Source organism: Terasakiella sp., assembly GCF_048267425.1.
GTDB lineage: Bacteria > Pseudomonadota > Alphaproteobacteria > Rhodospirillales > Terasakiellaceae > Terasakiella.
In genome coordinates, this window is the sequence record NZ_JBLWXN010000005.1 from 130879 (window position 1) to 150541 (window position 19663).

The following is a 19663-nucleotide window of genomic DNA, read 5'->3' on the forward strand; positions in this document are numbered from 1 at the left end:
TTTATACTATGCCCTCTTTTTGGGCAACTTTCTTGATGGGTTAAAAATCAATAAAATCAATGCGTTAATTTTCCAGATGGAAATTTTCTGCCATTTAGATGCATTTGCATGACTTTTTTCTTTGTTTTTCTTATTTCAAGTTGTCCTGCTTGAATTGAAACTGTTAAAATCAACCAAACTATAAATTAAAAATATTTTGTGCTTTTCGAGGGGCATGGGTTAACACAAATTAGGCGGGCAAGCTTATGAATTTTTTTGACAAGGGCAATCAAGAAAACGGGGATACACGCGTTGCAGATTACGTGGTGGATTCAACAAATGCTGAAGTCAATCTTCCTCCATCTTTCAATATTGCGACGGTACAGTTTGATCGGGCTGGCCCCGATCTGATTGTCACGTCAGCAGATGGGGAGAAAATCTTTGTCACCAATTATTTTGCCTCAGGTTCGCAACCCGCGATCACTTTGCCAAACGGTGTGGTTTTGCCCGCGCACATCGTTCATAAACTTGCAGGCCCCATTGCCCCCAAACAATTTGCACAGGTTGGACAGGCCCAAGGTCTTGAGCCTATCGGCAAGGTTGAAACCGCGGATGGTCAGGTTGAGGCCGTTCGTGCAGATGGTACACGCGTTACCTTAAAAGTCGGAGACCCCGTTTTCCAAGGGGATGAGCTCGTCACAGGCGGTGACGGGGCGGTCGGTATCGTTTTTGCGGATGAAACGACATTTGCCCTTGGTGAAGATGGGCGCATGCTTCTGGACGAAATGGTTTACGATCCGGGGGCACAAGATGGTCAGATCGGGTTGACGTTGTTAACCGGTGCGATGACATTTGTATCGGGTGCTGTTGCGAAGGTGAACCCGGATGCCATGCAAATTACAACACCGGTTGCGACAATCGGTATTCGTGGTACCGCAGGGGTTCTTAAGGTCGCCGGCGAGACTTTGGATGCCGTGATGTTACCGGAATTGGCAGGGAATGGAGAAGGTGTTAGTCCAAACCAAGCCAATAACGGCGGAACCACAGGTGAATTTATCATCACCAATAACAACGGTGATATGGTTACGATTAACCAGCCTTTCCAAGGTGTGACGAGTACACCAAACGGGAATTCGGCGCCCCGTGTGTTCACGATGAACGAAATCGGGGCAATGGCGGGTAAAACGCTGAGCAGCCTTCCCAATGCAGAAAATCTGTTACCGCCGGCTATTGTGGCGGCTGCGACGAATGAGCCGGGAAATCAACAACAACTGAATCCGGAAGATGTGCTGGTTGATAATAATACGGCGGATGCTTTACAGGACATCACCCAGCAGACGCAAAGCACATTGTCTAACTTGAGTGCATCAGCGGAAATTGCGAAAATAGCGGTCCAAAAAATTGCGCAAGAGGCTGATCAGCGCGGGGACGACATCACGAAGAAAATTATTGATGAGAATGCAACGGTTAATGAACAAGCGCAAACCTTGCTTAAGGTGACGGATAATGCGTCGACTTTGTCTTCTCGGGCTTCGCAAATTGAAAATACAGCAGGGATAAATTCCGGTTCAAACGATGTTGAAGCTAACGCGCAACGAATTTCTGTGGAATGGACTTCGGACACGACCGATAAGCTTGAAGACAGTGTGGATAATGTTGCGGAAGCATACGCAACGGCAAACTCAATCGGTGCAATCGCAACAGGTGTATCTGATTTTGCATATGTTGTTGCAAGAGGCCTGAAATCGTTTGCAGATCCCGCAGCCGTTGTTGAATTGGTTAGCCAGGTCGACAGCACGTTGGCGGATGCGTTGAATGAGGCGGAATATATCGTTTCCGCCATGATAGTCGTACAGGATGCAAATTCAAGTAATCCTGACCTGAGTATGTCCGTCAAAGACCGCATGGTTGAAGCGGTCATTCGGGCCGCTAAATTCGTCAAGGACAATGGTGGCACAGACCTTGAAGCTATTGATTTTGCCCGCGAAGTCGTTGTAAGCGGTGTACCTGCCAATGGGCAAATGTCGTTCAAAGGGATAACAGGGGACGTTTATAAATTTTATGACGGCATCAAGGCTGAATTGAATAACGCGTTGACCTTTAGTGGGCATGCGGACGCCTTTACCAATCTTGATAGTAAACTAAGTACGCTGAACGATTTATTTGTGTCGTTAAAAGCTGTTAAGTTTAGTGGGGGCTCAGCATTTGAAGCGAAATGGGAGTTGGTTGTTGATGAACTGCTGGCTTTGACCAACTTTACACAAACGGCGGCCACTAAGGCAAAAGCGGTTGTTGATGCCAGTACAATCAATGACATGGACATTGCGGCAGCGGATGCCGCAGCGGCACAAGCAAGTGCGAATAGCAAAGTTCAAGATAGTGCTTTTGATGATCTAATGAATGAAATGGGTGTGTTGGTTGGAAGCAATGCACCAAGTATCGTTTTATCAATTGCAGACCAATTTCTGTCAAAGGCGAATGATGCGGAAACTTCTACATTTTCAGGCAATAATACCGTTTTGAATTTCTTCAATCGGATTCAAAAAGATATTCTTGAAAATGAACAAGCGGGTGCGAAAGTGACGCAAGCCGATATCGACGCGGCAACCACCTTGTTGAACGAGGTTAAAAGTGATCTCGCTGTATCCAAAACGGATCTGTCATTGGCTCAAACGGCATTTAATAGTGCATCCACGGTGTTATCCAACGCAGCCGATACTGTGGTCAGCGCGTTAATTGCGTTTAAATCAGCCGAGGCAAAACGCGATGTCTATATTGCGGGTGCTGAAAAAATCAACGACGGGACGCTTTATAACGGCAGTGATCATTTTAATGTGGTTGATGGTGAAGGCATTGATGGTTTGCAGGAAGCAAAGGATTTTGTTTCTTACCAGCAAACGCAACTCTCATCTGCGGAAACAACATATAACAATGCGGTAACAGCATTGAATAATGATCCAAGTGATATCGCGCTTGCACGAGCTGTTCTTGTGGCTCAACAGGCTGTAAATAAATATAAAACGCTGATTGAGTATGGCAATAAACTCGTTGAGACTTGGCAGGATTCTTATGATTCTGCCTTGGAAAAGGCGAACAGCTTGACTTCGTCAACGTCGAGTTTGCAAAACGATCTGACATTGGCTGAAAATGCAGAACAAACGGCCCGTCAAGATTTGTTGGCAAAGCTGGAAGATTTCATTACAGCACAGGAAGATGTGTCCAATGAAAGCAAGCTCCTAGCGGTTTTTGAAGCCAAGCTTGCGGCTCTTGAAGCCCGTGCAGAGCAGGAAGCAAAGATAGATTTGGACGATGCTTTCAGCGATGCGCGTGACTTGCTGGATGAGGCCTTAGCCCAAGCAAAAATTGCGTCTGACAAAGCAATCGAAGCCGATCAAAAGGTTCAGTTGGCAAAAGCTGAAAGTGATCCGACAGCGAAAGAAACACTTCTGAGTGAAGCCCAAACGATCTTATCAGAGGCTGAAACGGCAAAAAATGCAGCCAAAAACGCATTTGATTATTTCTCAGTAGATAGTGCAAATAGCACGGATGATAACGTTCTGGCCCGTGCCATTGATGTGCGTGATAACTATCCCCGTCCGCCAAGCGAAATCGATCAGGTTATTTCTAGCATGCAGTCTTTGCAGACTTCGGCAGAAAGTGCTTATAACGAGGCCTTAAAACAGTTTGAAACGGCTGGGCATTCCGTCGATGTTATTCAGGCGATTGTGAATAATGATGCAGCGGCACAGGCCGCGGCGGAACAGGCAGCACAGGCGGCAGCAAATACTGCAAAAACACAAGCCCTGCAAGCGGCGTTGGAAAAAGCGCAAGCTGCAGAAAAAGATATTGCGGCAGCCCTTCAGGAAGCGCAAAACCTGAAATCGGGTGCGGATATAATTGCCCAAAATAGCGTGGGAACCAACGCGCAAGCGAACGCAGCCAATCAAGCAACCTTTGTTCATAATGAATATGATCAGATTGTGGCTAAACAAGTGTTGGTGAGCGGTGATAACAATACAGTAGGACTAGTGGAACAAGTGCAAGCAGCACAGGCGGCAGGTAATCTTGATTTAGCCCGTAGTTTGGCAGAAACGGCACAAACTTACGCCAAAGATGCAATCGCGATTGTCGAAGGAACGACCCTGACAAATGGCTTGCGTTATACGATTACGACGACAGCGAAAAATGTCATTACTGCGATGGAAGGTCAGGTAGGGGGCCGTGAAGTTAATAGTGATGGTGTTGAAACTCGTACTCTTGTTGATAATGTTGAAGTCAGCAGTCGTACGGGGTTCTTGAAGTTATCAGCGGACCAATTAGACGTTGCGAGAACGGAATACAGCAAGGCTTACGCCAATGAAAATGATACGACAGCAGGAAATGGTGTCGAAAGTGTATTGGAGTTATTCACACCATCTGCCGGGCAATCCATTGTTTCTGCCATTTTGGCGGCAGAAGTTACCGCAGACGAGCTCAGTGAATTTGGTGGAACGGATATTGCCGGATACATTCCGCTTTATACACGTCTTGAGAATTTAAAAGCCGCTGTCTCACAAAGCCTTACAGATGCAAATGATAGTTTGACCTTGACGCAAGGTTATGCCTCTGATTCTGCCGGTGTCGCGGAAAAAGCGCGTGCCGTATTGGATGCGGCGAATATGAAAGGCACAGACTTTACAACCTTTGCATCCAAAGTCGATACGATGGGTAAAGTATCCGGGATGATTGCGGATGAAAGTGGTAAAGTATCGGCAGCCGTCCAACGCATTGAGCAAATACAAAAAGCGCTGGACCTATATGACAAATTATGGGATGCGCGTGTGCAGGCTGCGAAAAATGCGGCAGATGCGAAGGCGGCGGCAGAAACAGCGGCACAACAGGCAAGCGATGATGTTCTTGCAGAACAACAGCGCCGAGAAGAACAGAAACAGGCAGAGGATTCAGCAGCAACAGATCAGGCCAAAGAATTTCGCGATACGGCTTTGGCTGAACGTGATTTGGCTTCGCGGGCCAATGACAAGGCGCAAGAAGCGGCGATTAACGGGGATCAGGACAGTGCGCGCCAGTATTTGAGCGAAGCACAAGACCATACCGCAAAAGCCCAATCTGCTGCGTCGGCAGCAACAGATGCTGCGTCCGGTCATGGGGCAACGGCAGAAGGTTATGCTGAAAGTGCGCGTGAATATTATGAAACCGCCAGTGGATATGTCGGGGATGCGAAAGCGGCGGTAAGTGCAGCAGGGGATGCAACGACGGCGGCTAACAATTGGCGTAGTGGCGTGGCAACGACGGCACGCATTCAGGCGGAAGCTGATAAAACACAGGCGCTCAACAACGAGAGTGCAGCTGATACGGCCCTCAGCAATGCGTTGACGAAACTGACATCGGCGCGCACCGCCCTGAGCGGCGCAGAAGTCGATAATGCCTCTGCACAAGCGGCTTATAACAGCTTGGTTGAGTCTGAAAAGACTGCCAAGGATAAAGCTGCGGCCATCTTGGCTGAAGTTGGTGGGAATACGGATAATGTCATTTATCAGGCATGGGAAGCTGCCTATCAGGCCGCAGTAGACGCAACAAAAAATGCGCAAGAAGCTGCAAACGATGCTGCCCAAGCCTTAAGTGATGCAACCAGCCGTGTCAATGTTGCACAAACGGCATATGACAACGCATTCAGTGCCGCTGAACAAGCAAGTGAACAATTGGCAAATGCGGTATCAGACGCTGCCTTTGCCTCTTCATCTGAACAATTAGGTCGCGCTGTTTCCGAAGCGCAGGTCGAGTATCGCTTGGAAACCTATCACAGTGAACTTGATAGCGCCCTGTCAAAAATTGATACGCAAAAACAAAATGTGGATACGCTGGCGACAACAGCGGCACAAAATTCCAATGATTTAAGTCAGGTGGAGGCCGCAAACGCGAGTGCGGAAGCAGCGGGGACCCTTGCGCAAAATGCTTATGATGATCCCAACAGCACCAATGATGCCGTTGGAACGCTCGCTAATGCGCAGCAGGTTTTAGCCAGTTATCATGTGGATATTGCAGCTGCCAACGCTGATATGGCAAATGACAATACGCACACGATTAAAGATTTGAATGACCCTAATAACGATGCGACATGGATAAAAATTAATGCAACGACAGTTATTCATAGCTCCACCTACGAAAAATATCTGACAGCACAGAAATCTGTAGCCTTAGCAGAACAAAAAGAGGAACAGGCACAGCAAGCATTGCACGATGTTCAGGCCAAAGTCACTGAAATTGCACAATCTTTGGATAAAGCCAGGGCAATTGCAGCAGAAAATGCTTTGGATAACGCCACCCAACTGCAAGATTTGCAAAATGGTGCCGATGCGGCATTGGCCCGTGCGGAAGGTTCGGCTGAAAATGCGATTGATTCTGCGGCCAATGCGATTAGTGCGGCGAAAAATGCCCTTGGTAAACTGACGGCTATTGTTGGCAATAATACGGATACGCTAAATACGGATGCGCTATTAAACAGTGCCTTGCAGAATATTGGAAATATTCAAACCATTGCACATGATTGGGGAACATCGGAGAAAGCGGCAACATCCGATGAAATTACAAGTGCAATCAACGCGTTCGGGCAGGTGAATGGCGAGGCGAACGATTTATTGGTTCAGCTTCAAAATGCACTGAATTCTTTCAATCCAGCGAATTTCACGGGCCTTGCCCATGACGCGGCTTTGCAGGTTCAATCAGCCTTGCAAGCCCTTGTGAACGATGGGGTAAGTCCAACCGGCGGCGCGGCTGGTTTTGCGTTAAGTGCCGTGAACTCCTTATCAAACACCTTGCAACACCAAGTGGCCGCTCAGGGAAGCGGGGCGACCAACATAGATAGTGATAACAACGGTATTGACGATGGGTTGGAAGCATCCGCGAAGACGGCTGCCGGAGATGCGTCAAGTGCCGCCGATTTTGCACAAAAGGCAGCTTCACAAACGGCTGCTGCACAGGGTGCCAATAAAAATGTTGCCTCCATTCAGTCTGATAAAGCGCAAGCCGATGCTGATGCTGCGGCGCGAACATCTGTCGAAGCAGACTTAAAAGCGATTGTGGCCTCAGCCAATGCCGCTGATAGTGCAGCCGATCAGGCTGAAACTGACAAAGCAACGGCTAAAGCGGAATATGATCAAGCCGTTCTGGATGTGGCGACTGCCAAAGCCCATAAAGAGGCATTGGAAAGTATTGCGCAATTTAGCGAAGATGCGCAAAATCCGATCACGGATTTGGCATCCAAAGCGGCTGTTTTGAACGAACTGAATGATGCGAAACTTGCTTATCAAGCTGCCTTGAAAGCATCGGCGGCTGCCAATATTGCACAAAAAGCTACCTCTGACGCTGCAATCGCTGCACGTGTGGCTTCTGATAATATTATTGCAGAAGCGAAAAAAGTTGCGTTAATTCTGGATCCGTCTTTGCCGGATTCGACAGATTTTGTGAGTTATCTGAATACCTATGTAACGAACAATTCGGCTGCGAACCTGAATGCGAGCTTCTTCGTTGATGATACCAGCACAGCGAATGTCAATGAAAGCGACCTTGATGGGGATGGGATTTCCAACGTGAAAGAAATCTCCAATGCGCGCACAGAAACAGGTAAACAGGAAGATACGGCGCTAAAACAGCAAAATATCGCCAGCACGCAAAAAGATAAAGCCGCTGCAGATCAAAGTGAGGCCGCGCAATCGGCAACGAATGCTCAAGGCGATTTAAATGACGCGGCAGCCAGTCGTGCGATTTTTGACAAGTCCGAACAAATTGCAGACAAGCTTGAACAAGCCAATACCTATGCGAGTGGTGCGGATGCCAATGCGCAAGCCGCTCAAACCGCAGCAGCACAGGCTAAAGCAAAGTCACAAGTCGCCGCAGAAAAAACCACCGATGTGTCTTTGACGGATGCGGAAAAGATTGCTCAGGCACGTCTTGCTGCCAACGAAACACATGCAGAGCAAGTCAAGGCGGAAACGTCTGAAAACAGTGCGTTAGGCAATTTCAATCTAGCGTTTGCCGCTCTTATTGCGGCTTATGATGTCATCGGTGATCCAAACAGCCAGTTGAACAGCTTAACGAGCGCCTATACAAATATGGCCGACGCGATTAATGCGCATAGTGCAACTGATAGTAAGACGGTTGATAGCGCAACAAACACTGGACTGGAAACTGCAGAAACAAACGCGATTAATACGTATGACACGGCTTTCAAGGCGTTCGTTGCGGATTTGGAGACAGAGCTTGATGCGCGTGTTACTAATCAGGATGCAAATACCTTACAGAAGGATTTAATTTTAAATGCCAAATCGGCTGTTTCAGATGCGTTTGATTCCTTAAAAGGATCTGTTGAATCACATGCGACGGCCACAAAATCAGCCATTAATGCGGAAGTAACGGCGGATCAGGCGGAAACCAATATTTCAAATGCGATCCAGACAGCCGTAAATGCCTATCAGGCAGAAGCAGACGCATCTGCCAAACAGGCCGAAGCGGATGCGGCAAAAGCTTCAGCCGTCCATGACGATAATAACGCCCAGACATCCAATGATGCGTCTGCAATTGATACGAAGATTCAAAGTCTGACAGGAAGCATTCAAACCAGATTGGCGACCTTGGAAAATGATCTTTTGGCCAATCAAAATGCATTGGGGAATGATCTTTATACGAGCCTGAAAACTCAACTGGATACATTAAAAGCGACTGTAAATGCGGTTGATAGTAAATCAACGCAAATTACCGGGGATGTGAGTACAGCAGCGGATGCCGCATCGACAGCGGCGCAAAATGCCCGTTCTTATGCGGATGCGACGGTTGCGGGTAATGATTTAGCGACGGCAAAAAATTATGCAACGCAAGCGGCAACCTATGCAAAAGAAGCACAGAACCAGTTAAATATCGCACAAGCGCACCGATCCAAACTGTTGGGTGTTTTAAATGATGCGACGGCCTTGGAACAGGGCTATACGCAATTGTCCAATGTGATTGATGCGAAGGTTGAATTGGCACAGGCAGAAGCGGATGTAAATTCAACGCCGATAGCACAGGATGATGCGTTCTCTACGGATGAAGACCAGAGTGTTAATCTAAATGATCATCTGCTGGCAAATGATTCTCGTAACGATGGGCAGCCCGTTCAGATTTTGGACGTTGGTACACCAAATGTGGGAACGATTGTCAAAAATGCACAAGGCGAATATATCTTCACCCCGCCGCAAGATTATAGTGGGGAGGTCCGATTTAGTTACCTGATCACGACGGATAACGGAAAAATTGCCAGTGCCAATGTGGTGATGACGGTTACGGCTGTGAATGATGCGCCGATTGCGGTCAATGATGTTGCCTCAACCATTAACGAGACGTCGCCAGTTACGATTAACCTATTGGCAAACGACATCAACGTGGATGCGGGTGATGTTCTTACGGTCACGTCAATTGGAACGCAACCCGTTTACGGTACGCTTACAATCTTGAATAATGGTGTCGGGGGGCGCGTGATTTACACGCCGGACCCGAATAATCCGATTTTGAAAGCCCTTGGGGATCAAGAGGTTAAAGAAGATACCTTTACCTATGTTGTTACCGATAGTTTTGGTGTTTCATCAACGGGGACTACAACGGTAACGATTAAAGGAACCAACGATCTGCCAACGGTAAGCAATACTCAGTTATCGGTTAATGAGGATGTCGTTCATACGTTTAGCGCCGCAGATTTCCAAGCCGGGTTTAATGATGTTGACGGGGACAGTCTTGCCGCCATTCGCATTACCCAATTGCCACGCATCGCTGTAACCGATGCGCAAGGGGTTACGACATTTATTGAAAGTGGAAGTTTAAAGCTTAATGGCACCGCAGTAACCGTTGGACAAGAGATTGCGGTCAACCAAATTGGCAATTTGACCTTCCAGGGCGCTGCGAATTATCATGGAACTGTTACAATTGGATGGCAAGCTTCAGACGGGGCCGTCTATGATGTAAATAAAACCGTGTTCTCGGAAAATGAAGCTGTCTTGACGTTTAATGTGAATTCAGTAAACGACCCGGTGGTTATTACATCGGGTTCACTTGGTGGTTCCACTGCTGAGGATACGGTCTTTACGGGTACACTTAGTGCAACGGATGTCGATGGCGACAGTCTGACCTATTCTGTGGACCCACAGTCTTTACCGGTAAATGGTAATGTCACAATTAACCCCACAATAGGACAATTTACCTATACGCCCAATCCAAACTATAACGGATCTGACAGTTTTGTGGTTATGGTGAGCGATGGACAGGGGAGCACGGATAGCCGAACAGTCAATGTCTATGTTAGTCCGGTAAATGATGCACCGACGGATATTAGTCTTGATAAACTGACTGTTGATGAAAATGCGGATGGGGCTGTTGTTGGTGTTTTAAGCACCATTGACCCTGACGGCGGTAATGAAAGCTTCACCTATACAGTAAGCGATAGTCGTTTTGAAGTGGTGGGCAGCCAGCTTAAACTCAAAGCGGGCCAAGTGCTGAATTACGAAAATCCGGCAGATCAAAACATCTCCTTAAGTGTCACCACACAAGATTCAGGTGGTCTCACCTACAGTGAAAACTTCACCATTTCGACACAAAACCAGAACGAAGCCCCGACGGATATTATCTTGAGCAACCTAAATGTTGCCGAAGATACGGATGGAGCGGTTGTTGGGCAACTCTCTGCCATTGACCCAGATAACGCGCAGGAAACCTTCACCTATACGGTTGATGATCCGCGTTTTGAGGTGGTTGGGAACGAATTGAAATTGAAAGCCGGTTATACACTTGATTATGAAAACCCGGCAGATCAGTCTTTCCAAATCAACGTGAGCGCACAAGACAGTACAGGGTTGACTTATACTGAAACATTTACGCTGAGCACTCAAAATACGCTCGATATGCCTGTGGTGAGTGGTTTGGCAAGCGAGGTTGTTTCACTTAGCTTTGATGGTGTTTCCACGATTGTTGATGTGGGGCGTGGTAGCGGTGACAGTTTGGAATTAACCGATGATTTGACACTGGAAACATGGGTCAAGTTTAATCAAGTGGTAGGTGAACAAACCATTGTTGCCTTTGGCGGGAATGGGGAAACCAGCTCAACCAATATTGCTTATCAGCTTTATCTCGATGCGACGGGCGATATTCATTATAAACATGAATATGGTGCCGGTCTGGATGTGGATTTGAGCTTCGATACCAACTTAACGCAGGGTAATTGGCATCATTTGGCAGTTGTTCGGGATAATAACGTTGGTGGTCAAAGCGATGTGACCCTGTATGTTGATGGTGTTTCCGTTGGGACATTGAGTTACGACGGCGCATCTCAAGCACCTGCAAGTGCGGCGGATGCGACCATGACTGTCGGCAATACAATTGATGAAACGTCACCGTTGAATGGTGAAATTACCGAGGCCCGCATCTGGTCTGATATTCGCAGCGAAAGCGAAATTCAAACATTTATGAAAGAAGTTTTGCCGCAAAGTGAAATTTCTGATCCCACTCTTCGTGGGTATTGGGATTTTGCGGGACTGGCGAAAGATGATAGCGAGTATCTCAAAGATTTATCCACATATCAAAATCATATTGTTGTCTTTGATGGTATTCATTTTGATGGCAGTGTGACAGCAACGTCTTATTCCGGGATTACTTTAGCTGGTCATTCGGCATCGGTCTGGGCGCGTGTGGAACCCATCAGTGATGGTATGACTGATGGTGATGTTACTGTCTTCAGCATGAATGACGGAACCTCAACGCTGAATATGTATCTGTCAACTTATGGCGAGATTACATTGGATTTGACATGGGCGGGTGGTTCATACAGTTGGGCCGTTGATTCTGGGGCTTATCCGCAATTTGCGGGCCTAGATGATGGTCAATGGCATAATCTGGGATACAGTTTTGATCCTGCGAGCGGTGTTGCGTTGTTTGTTGATGGACAACAAGTTCCCTCTTTAATCGATTCAGGAACGGGTGATTATTCGACTTTTGTCATTGATTCAATGGTGATGATTGGCGGACATTCTTCAAATTCGGCGTTGAATATGGTCGGTGATCTTTCCGAACTCGGGATTTATAACCGTGTCCTCACCCCTGCAGAAATGCAGGAGATTGTGGAAAATGGTCCGCACGACCTGTCTTCCAGTGATGTAGCGGCCTATTGGCATATGGATGATGGCGATGGATCTTATATCTCCTATGACAGTTTCGGGGATATGAATGATATTGACCTCAGTGCTTCTATTTCAGGAACACCGGTTTGGATCAATGAAACACCGGGATTGATCGATTATCCTTATCAGTCGGTTGAGATTGCTGGTGGCGGACTGGGGATTGGCTCCTATACATTCAACAGCAATGAATTTAGCGCTTCTATGTGGGTGAAGTTGGATGATGCAGGCAACGGTACGGAGTTACTGATGCTTGGTGATGGGGATATCACGGTTACAGCGTACAATGACTATATTGAGGTCGTGGTTGGTAACTCCATTTATGCAACCGTTTATAACGCAATGGAAATGGGGGAGTGGTCCAATCTCTCCGTTACTTTTGATGGGAATGAATTGAAGGTTTATTCAGGAGATAACCTTTTTTATAATGAGCCCGCAGCGTCGTATTATGATCTTCTTGGCGGTCTCGGTTCGGATACATTTGGTGGTATCTTGGGCGGGGTTGGAACGGCGCAATTTGGGGCTGTTCAAATCTGGAATAGTGTTTTAGACCAACAAGATATCATGGCGATAAGCAGCGGGGGCGTTAATCCGAGTGACCCAAACCTGTTGGCTTATTGGCCCATGACGGATGATCCTGCTACGGGTATGATCACGGATATGTCAGGTCATCAAAATGATGTAACACTCAGCGCATCACAATTTATTTCCGGTTTGCCTGTTCTGAAAACGAATGCCACAACGATTGATCTGGAAGAAGATGACAGCTTCGTTAGTCAAATTTTAGTGGAAAATAGCGAAATTTACGGAGATGCACTGAGCTATCAAGTTCAGACCCAACCGCAAAATGGTGTGGTTTATATTAACCCGGATGGCAGTTTTGTATATGTGCCTAATACCAATTATGTGGGTACAGATACCTTTAGTGTGGTTGCTGTTAATGCGGGCAGTTTGATTTCATCCCCCTTCACGGTTAATCTGAATATCGTGGAACATAATGCCATTCCGCATGTTGGTTTTGATAATTTGTACGTTTTGGTCAATTCTTCCAATAACGTCTTGAACGTTCTGGCAAATGATTATGATCAAGATGGGGATCCACTTACCATAACGGCAATTGACGGCAAAACCGGTCCCGGCCCGCATATGGTTGATGGTGGTACGGTTACTCTTGTAAACGGTGATGTTACCTTTACACCGGCTTATAATTTCACAGGTACAGTGACGTTTGAATACACGGTCAGTGACGGACAAGGTGGTTCACATAGCAATTTTGTTGATGTTCAAGTGAGCGCGACAATCAATGGGACGGATGCGTCTGAAACATTGCCTGCTGGTTCCGATGCCAATGAATATTTTTATGCGATGGCCGGTGATGATATCATTCTTGGCAGTGGTGGCGATGATTACATCGATGGTGGCGATGGTGTGGATACGGTCAGTTATGCCGGATCAACAGATGGTGTTCATGTCGATTTAACCAATATGAGCCAACAATCTATCAGCCTTTCACAAGGGGTCGATACGCTTTATGCGATTGAAAATGTGGATGGCACGGCCTTTAACGATACCTTGATTGGGGATATGGGGGCTAACCTGTTAATTGGCGCCGATGGTGATGATACCTTAACTGGCGGTGGTGGTGCCGATGTACTGGATGCTGGCAATGGTAAAAACCTCTATATTTACAGCAGTGCGACGGACTCCACCCAAGGGGCCGCCGACGTTATTAAAAGCCTGACACCGCAGGACGCCATTCAGTTTATCGGTATGCGTGATATGACTTTTGTGTCCACGTCATCGACAGATGCGGCAACCTTTATGGCCGGTGGCATGGCGGCAGATACCGTTTATTATGTCTCTGTCGGCAGTGGTAACAATTTCATTTATGTAAACGGTGCGGGCACAGGGACCGATTATACCGGAACATTTATTGTGCTGGATACAGGGGTACCGGCACCGACGGCAGAACAAATTCTGGCTGATGATTATCCGCTTTACGTGCTTCAGGGAACCGACGGAAACGAAACCCTGACAGGGGATGCTGCAGTCAATACATTAGTCGGCTTGTTAGGGAATGATACGCTGCAAGGTGCGGATGGAGACGATCATTACATTGTTTCTGGTGGGACCGATTATGTAATTGATAGTGTTGGTATCAATCATATTTATGTGGATGAAGATGCGTATTTCATCACGAATATGGAACATACGGTATCGGATGAGTTCCAGATGAGCCTCTCAGACGGGATGGGGTCGCATGAACTGATCATTGATCAACACTATACCAATACAAATGCGGCATTTTTACATTTGTTGATGGACGGGCAGGATAATACCTATCAAATTCAGACCAATGTAAGCATTGTACCGACGGTTGGTTCTATTCTGGTCAGTGACGGTCTTGCAGCAGAAACACTGACGGGCAGTAGCTTTGATGACATCCTTGTCGGTCAAACGGGCGATACGTTGCTGGGCGGCGGCGGTTATGATTTCTTTGTTGTCAATGAAGGGGTTATTGCTGTTGACGGTGGAGATATGGCGTCGGAAGATGAAGTTGCCTTTACCGGTCAGACCGGTGGTGTGCTTGTTGATCTGGAAAATGGCTTTGGTAAACATAGTGACGGTGTCAATACCTTCACGATTTCAAATGTCCAAAATGTAACCGGTAGTGAGTACGACGATACGATTGCGGGTGATTTATACGATAACTATCTGTGGGGCTATCTCGGTAACGATACCTTAGTTGGTGGGGATGGCAACGATACGCTGGAAGGTGGAAGCGGCGAAGATTTCCTATTTGGCGGCAATGGAAATGACGTTTTTGAGTTCTTCGGGTCTGAGGATAGTGATCAATATACAACCGATATAATTGCAGATTTTGTATCGGGCGAGGATAAAATTTCAATTGCGCAGTCTGCGGAAAATATGAAGTTTTATGGCTCTTACGGATTTGTGGATGATCCTGCGATTACGTTAAGCACGATCGAAAGTGATCCAAAGGTGGAACCGGGACAAATCGTCTGGTTTTATAGCGACAATGCTGCGTTTGTTTATGTCAAAAATGATGGATCCCAAAATGGCGGTACGTTTATTGCGCTGGTGGGATATCAAGGTGAGTTGTCGTATGACGATTTCATCGGTGTTGGCGACAACGTGGTGGTGGATGCAACATCTGATATCTATGAAAGCGGTATTAATCAAACGGTTGTTGTTTCTGCGGCGGAATTCCTTGGTAATGATAAAGGGGCTGCCCTGCAAATTACCCATGTAAACGGTCTTGCTATCGCCGATCTTCAGGCAAATGGGTTGCATGATGCATCCGGTGTTCTCAGTTATGACGGGGCGAATTTCACATTTGTACCGACGAACGAGTTTTCGGGGGACATCCACTTTGATGTGACGGTTGCCGGTACAGGCGGAACCGATCAAGCGAACCTGACAATTCGTTGTGATGAAGCCATCGCAATCGTCGGGACAAGTGGCGATGATATACTTGGCGGTTCTATCTACTCAGATGCGATGATCGGTCTGGATGGGGATGATCAATTCTACGGTGGTATCGGGGATGATTTTATTGTCGGCGGCGGGAATACAGCGGTCGGGGATGTGGCCGCGTATGATCAAGTTTCCGGTGATTACTCCATCGGTCTACGAGGTTCTGCATTGGTTGTTAGAGATGATAATCTTAATGATAATGATGAGGGAATAGACTACCTTCTTGGTATTGAAAAAATCTATTTCAACGATATCGCCGGGAGTACGCCCCATGGTCTGAGCGTCACTTATGAAGGTGATCGAACCGTAGACGATACAAATGTTGTGGCAGATACAGTTTCTGAAATTACCTATCTGTCCGATGGGACCTATGTCACCATTCATCGCCAATCCAGCAATGATTTCCTGATTAGTCGCTTCAACGAAGATGGGACCCCGTTTGCAGGAATGTCACCATTTTCAATTGCGAGCGGGGACGCTATGCCGGGTGAAACAGCCATGATTCAAGGGCTGAGCAATGGTAGCTTTGCCGTTGTGTGGTCCAGCAGTTCCGGTGATGTTCTTTATCAACGTTTTGACACGTCAGGCGCGGCTATTGATCCTGATCCGTTCTTTGTTTCGGACTCTCTTACTGAAACGGGTCTGGAACGCCCAGAAATGGTGACATTGGCCAGTAATGATGTGGTTGTGTCCTACATTGCAACGGATGTAAATGCCGGGTTCTATATGCGAACGCTTCCCGGTGACGACGTTGAAGCCAACATGGGCGCATCGGTGTTGCTGAAAAGCTTCAATACCGTTGATGAAACTGTTTCTTCTCTGGTTGCTTTGACTGGGGGCGGGTATGCCTATGCCCATACGACCGATAATCTGGATGGTACTTATAATACAAAAGTTGTTGTAGATAGTGGCATGCCAGTTGAAACGATTATTGCAAGTTATACGCCCTATGTTGATGATTTAAAGGTTGTCGAGCTTGATAACGGTAATCTGTTGACCGTCTGGAAGAGTGAGCTTGCCGATGGTTTTGAGCAAACAACAATTAAGGCCCGTATTATTGCTTCTGATGGGTCCATTATCACAGATACAAATGTCATTGGTCGTGATGTCTTCGACGTCAATTTCAATTCGATGGATGGTGGGGATTACAGCCCGGATGTTGCGGTTCTCAGTAACGGCAATTTCGTTGTTGTTTGGACGGATTTGCATGAAGATGGCGATGGTGGGGCAATTTTCGGTCAAATCTTTGATCAGGATGGTAATGGCGTGGGTGAAGACTTACTGATCAATGCGACGACCCAAGGTAATCAATATATGCCGTCCGTTGCCGCCAACGATAACGGAACTTTCGTTGTGAGTTGGACGGATGAACAAACCGATAGCAACACACACCGTGTAATGGCCCAGCAATTTGCAAATGACGGCAGTTTGGCCAGCGGCGTGACGATTGCCGGGGATGGCACGGTTGACGTCTTTGTTGGGGGTGATGGTAAACAGGTATTTGTTGCTGATATCGGTAACGATAGCATTGATGGCGGCTTGGGCCGTGATGGTGTGACGTATGCGTCCTTTACAGAAGGCGTGAATGTGGACCTTGGAGCAGGTCAGGCGACAACGTCCAGTTCAGGAACAGATGAGTTGATTTCCATCGAAGGGATCATTGGAACCTCCTACAATGATACCTTGATTGGGGATATTGAATCTAACAAGCTGAACGGTATGGCGGGTGATGATTTGATCAAAGGTGGTCTCGGTGATGACTACCTGATCGGCGGCGCCGGGTGGGATACCGTTAGTTTCGAATTTGCCGGAGCAAGTGTTTCTGTTGACCTGTTGAATAATCAGGCAACAGGCGAAGGTAATGATATTATCGAAGGATTTGAAAGTGTTGTTGGTAGTATGTACGCCGACGTGATCACCGGGGATGGACTTGATAATGTGATTGAAGGCGGCGATGGCGATGACATGATTAATGGTGGCGCCGGAAGCGACATCATCACCGGTGGTGCCGGGGTGGATACGTTGGATGGTGGGGCAGGTAATGATTACTTTGTCTTTAACGACATGACCGAATTCGGTGACCTGATTTCAACGTTTGAATCTGGTGATGCTGTAAAATTATCCTCAATCATTGATGGATTGAACGGGCTATCTGGCTCTGACTGGGCGACCGAAGGCTTCGAATTTGGCATTCATACCGTAACCGATGTTGGGGAAGGGGCGCAGTTGAGCGGAAGCGGCCCGTCAATTTATGTCTATGCCAATACAGGGGACGATTCAGGCACCATTTATTACGATGCCGATGGTGCCGGTGCCTCTTATACTTCAACGAAAATCGCGGATATTGGTACGGGGGCAACAAGCATTACTGCAGATGCCATCAAAATTACGTATTAATCAACATCCGAGACCAACAAGAAAAAAGGCAGGGCGTTATAAACGCCCTGCCTTTTTTGATTTCAATGGTTTGTTATTTCTTAGTCGTCTTCAGTTTCCGCACCATTTGGATAAATGCGTTTCAACTGCTTAATGCCGCCTTTGTAGGAATAGGCCTCGTATCCGGCCTTTTGCATACGTTCTGCTAAAACGGCTGATTGTGTCCCAAACGGACAATAAAGAACATAGGGCTGGGTTTTTTGAAGGTCGCGTAAGTTATTCATCAACTTGCCAGCCGTGTAATTTTTGGCACCTGCGACATGCCAATTGTCATACAGGCTTTCAGGCTGACAATCGATGATAATGGCATTTTTGGGGATTTCTTCGATAAAGACAGAATGTTGGGCGACGTCTTCGTCGGTTACGTCAAACATATCATAAATGCGCGCGCCTTCGACCGCTTGGGTCAGAATATCAAAATCCATACGCTTTTCTTCTGTTTCAATCGTCTTACGACCGGATTTAACAGCGGGGCGACGTTTGTTTAATGCGCAATATTCCGGGATTTTTTCAGATAGTTTGTCTGTTCCGATTATGCGGGCATCGCGAATGATTTGTTCCTTATCAAATCCGATAAGCGGACGTAAAACGGGGATGTCGGAAACTTCATCAATTGTATTCAGGTTGGAAAGGGTTTGTGAAGACACCTGTCCCAACGCTTCGCCTGTAACAAGGGCGTCTGCGCCGATCCGCTTGGCAATTTCGCAGCCTGCGCGATACATTTGACGTTTCAGAATGACTTGCCACCAGTCCGGGCGAGTATGGGTGCGCAAATCATTGATGACATCTTCAAAATCAATGCAGTAAAGCTTGGGGCGTGTGCCTGCCCCCCAGCGATCGCACAGGACTTTGGTGATTTCAACGACCATACGTTCATAGGCGGCGCCCGCCAGATTGCAGAAGACAAAGTCATTCATCGCGCCGCGTTTCATTAAATACCATGCGGCAACAACGGAATCAAAGCCACCGGAAATCAAGGTGATCGCGTTGCCCTGAATACCAATGGGGAAGCCGCCGGGACCGTTGATTTTGCGAGTGTAAAAATAGGCAAGATCACCCACAACGTCAGCCTTGATCATGACGTCGGGATTATCCAGGTCAACTTTTTTTGCAAAAGGTCGAAGGCATCCACCAACTTGGCGTTCCATTTCGACGGACGTAAATTTCTTGCGCTGTCCCAGCCGTTTGATACGTACAGCGAAAGATTTATCCTGAACAAGATCTTTATAAAGCTCTACTGCGGCCTCTTTATGTGCTTCCAAACCACCGTCAATGATTTTGTCGATAGGGGAGAAGGTTGCCACACCGAATGTGCGCGACAAGACGTCCAACGCTTTTTCTTGATTGTCGGTATGAACTTGAATGCGGCCTTGATGACCGATGATTTCAAAGTTTATATCTGCGCGCTCCAAGCCTTCGTTCATGTTGGAACGGAGCAGTTTTTGAAACTTTTTGCTGGTTGCAGGCGCTTTTAATAAAATTTCCGGAGCCAAGCGGACAATAATGACATGCGGGTATCGTGTGGACACTTCCATGACGCACTCTTTCATAAACCAAGG

General features: G+C 47.1%; 2 protein-coding genes. One reads left to right on the top strand and one right to left on the bottom strand.

Annotation, left to right across the window (positions count from 1 at the left end; all coding sequences use genetic code 11):
* Nucleotides 1-245 precede the first annotated feature (245 nt).
* Nucleotides 246-18065: a tandem-95 repeat protein gene (locus ACN0VA_RS09885; protein ID WP_417820988.1), complete on the top strand. Its 17820-nt coding sequence runs from the start codon at nt 246-248 to the stop codon at nt 18063-18065.
* An 80-nt stretch (nt 18066-18145) separates the two neighbouring features.
* Here ACN0VA_RS09885 and thiI read toward each other — a convergent pair whose 3' ends face one another.
* The gene (thiI, locus tag ACN0VA_RS09890) at nt 18146-19639 is read right to left on the bottom strand and encodes a tRNA uracil 4-sulfurtransferase ThiI (protein WP_417820989.1); all 1494 of its coding nucleotides are present in this window, start codon (nt 19637-19639) and stop codon (nt 18146-18148) included.
* Between the last annotated feature and the right edge of the window lie 24 nt (nt 19640-19663).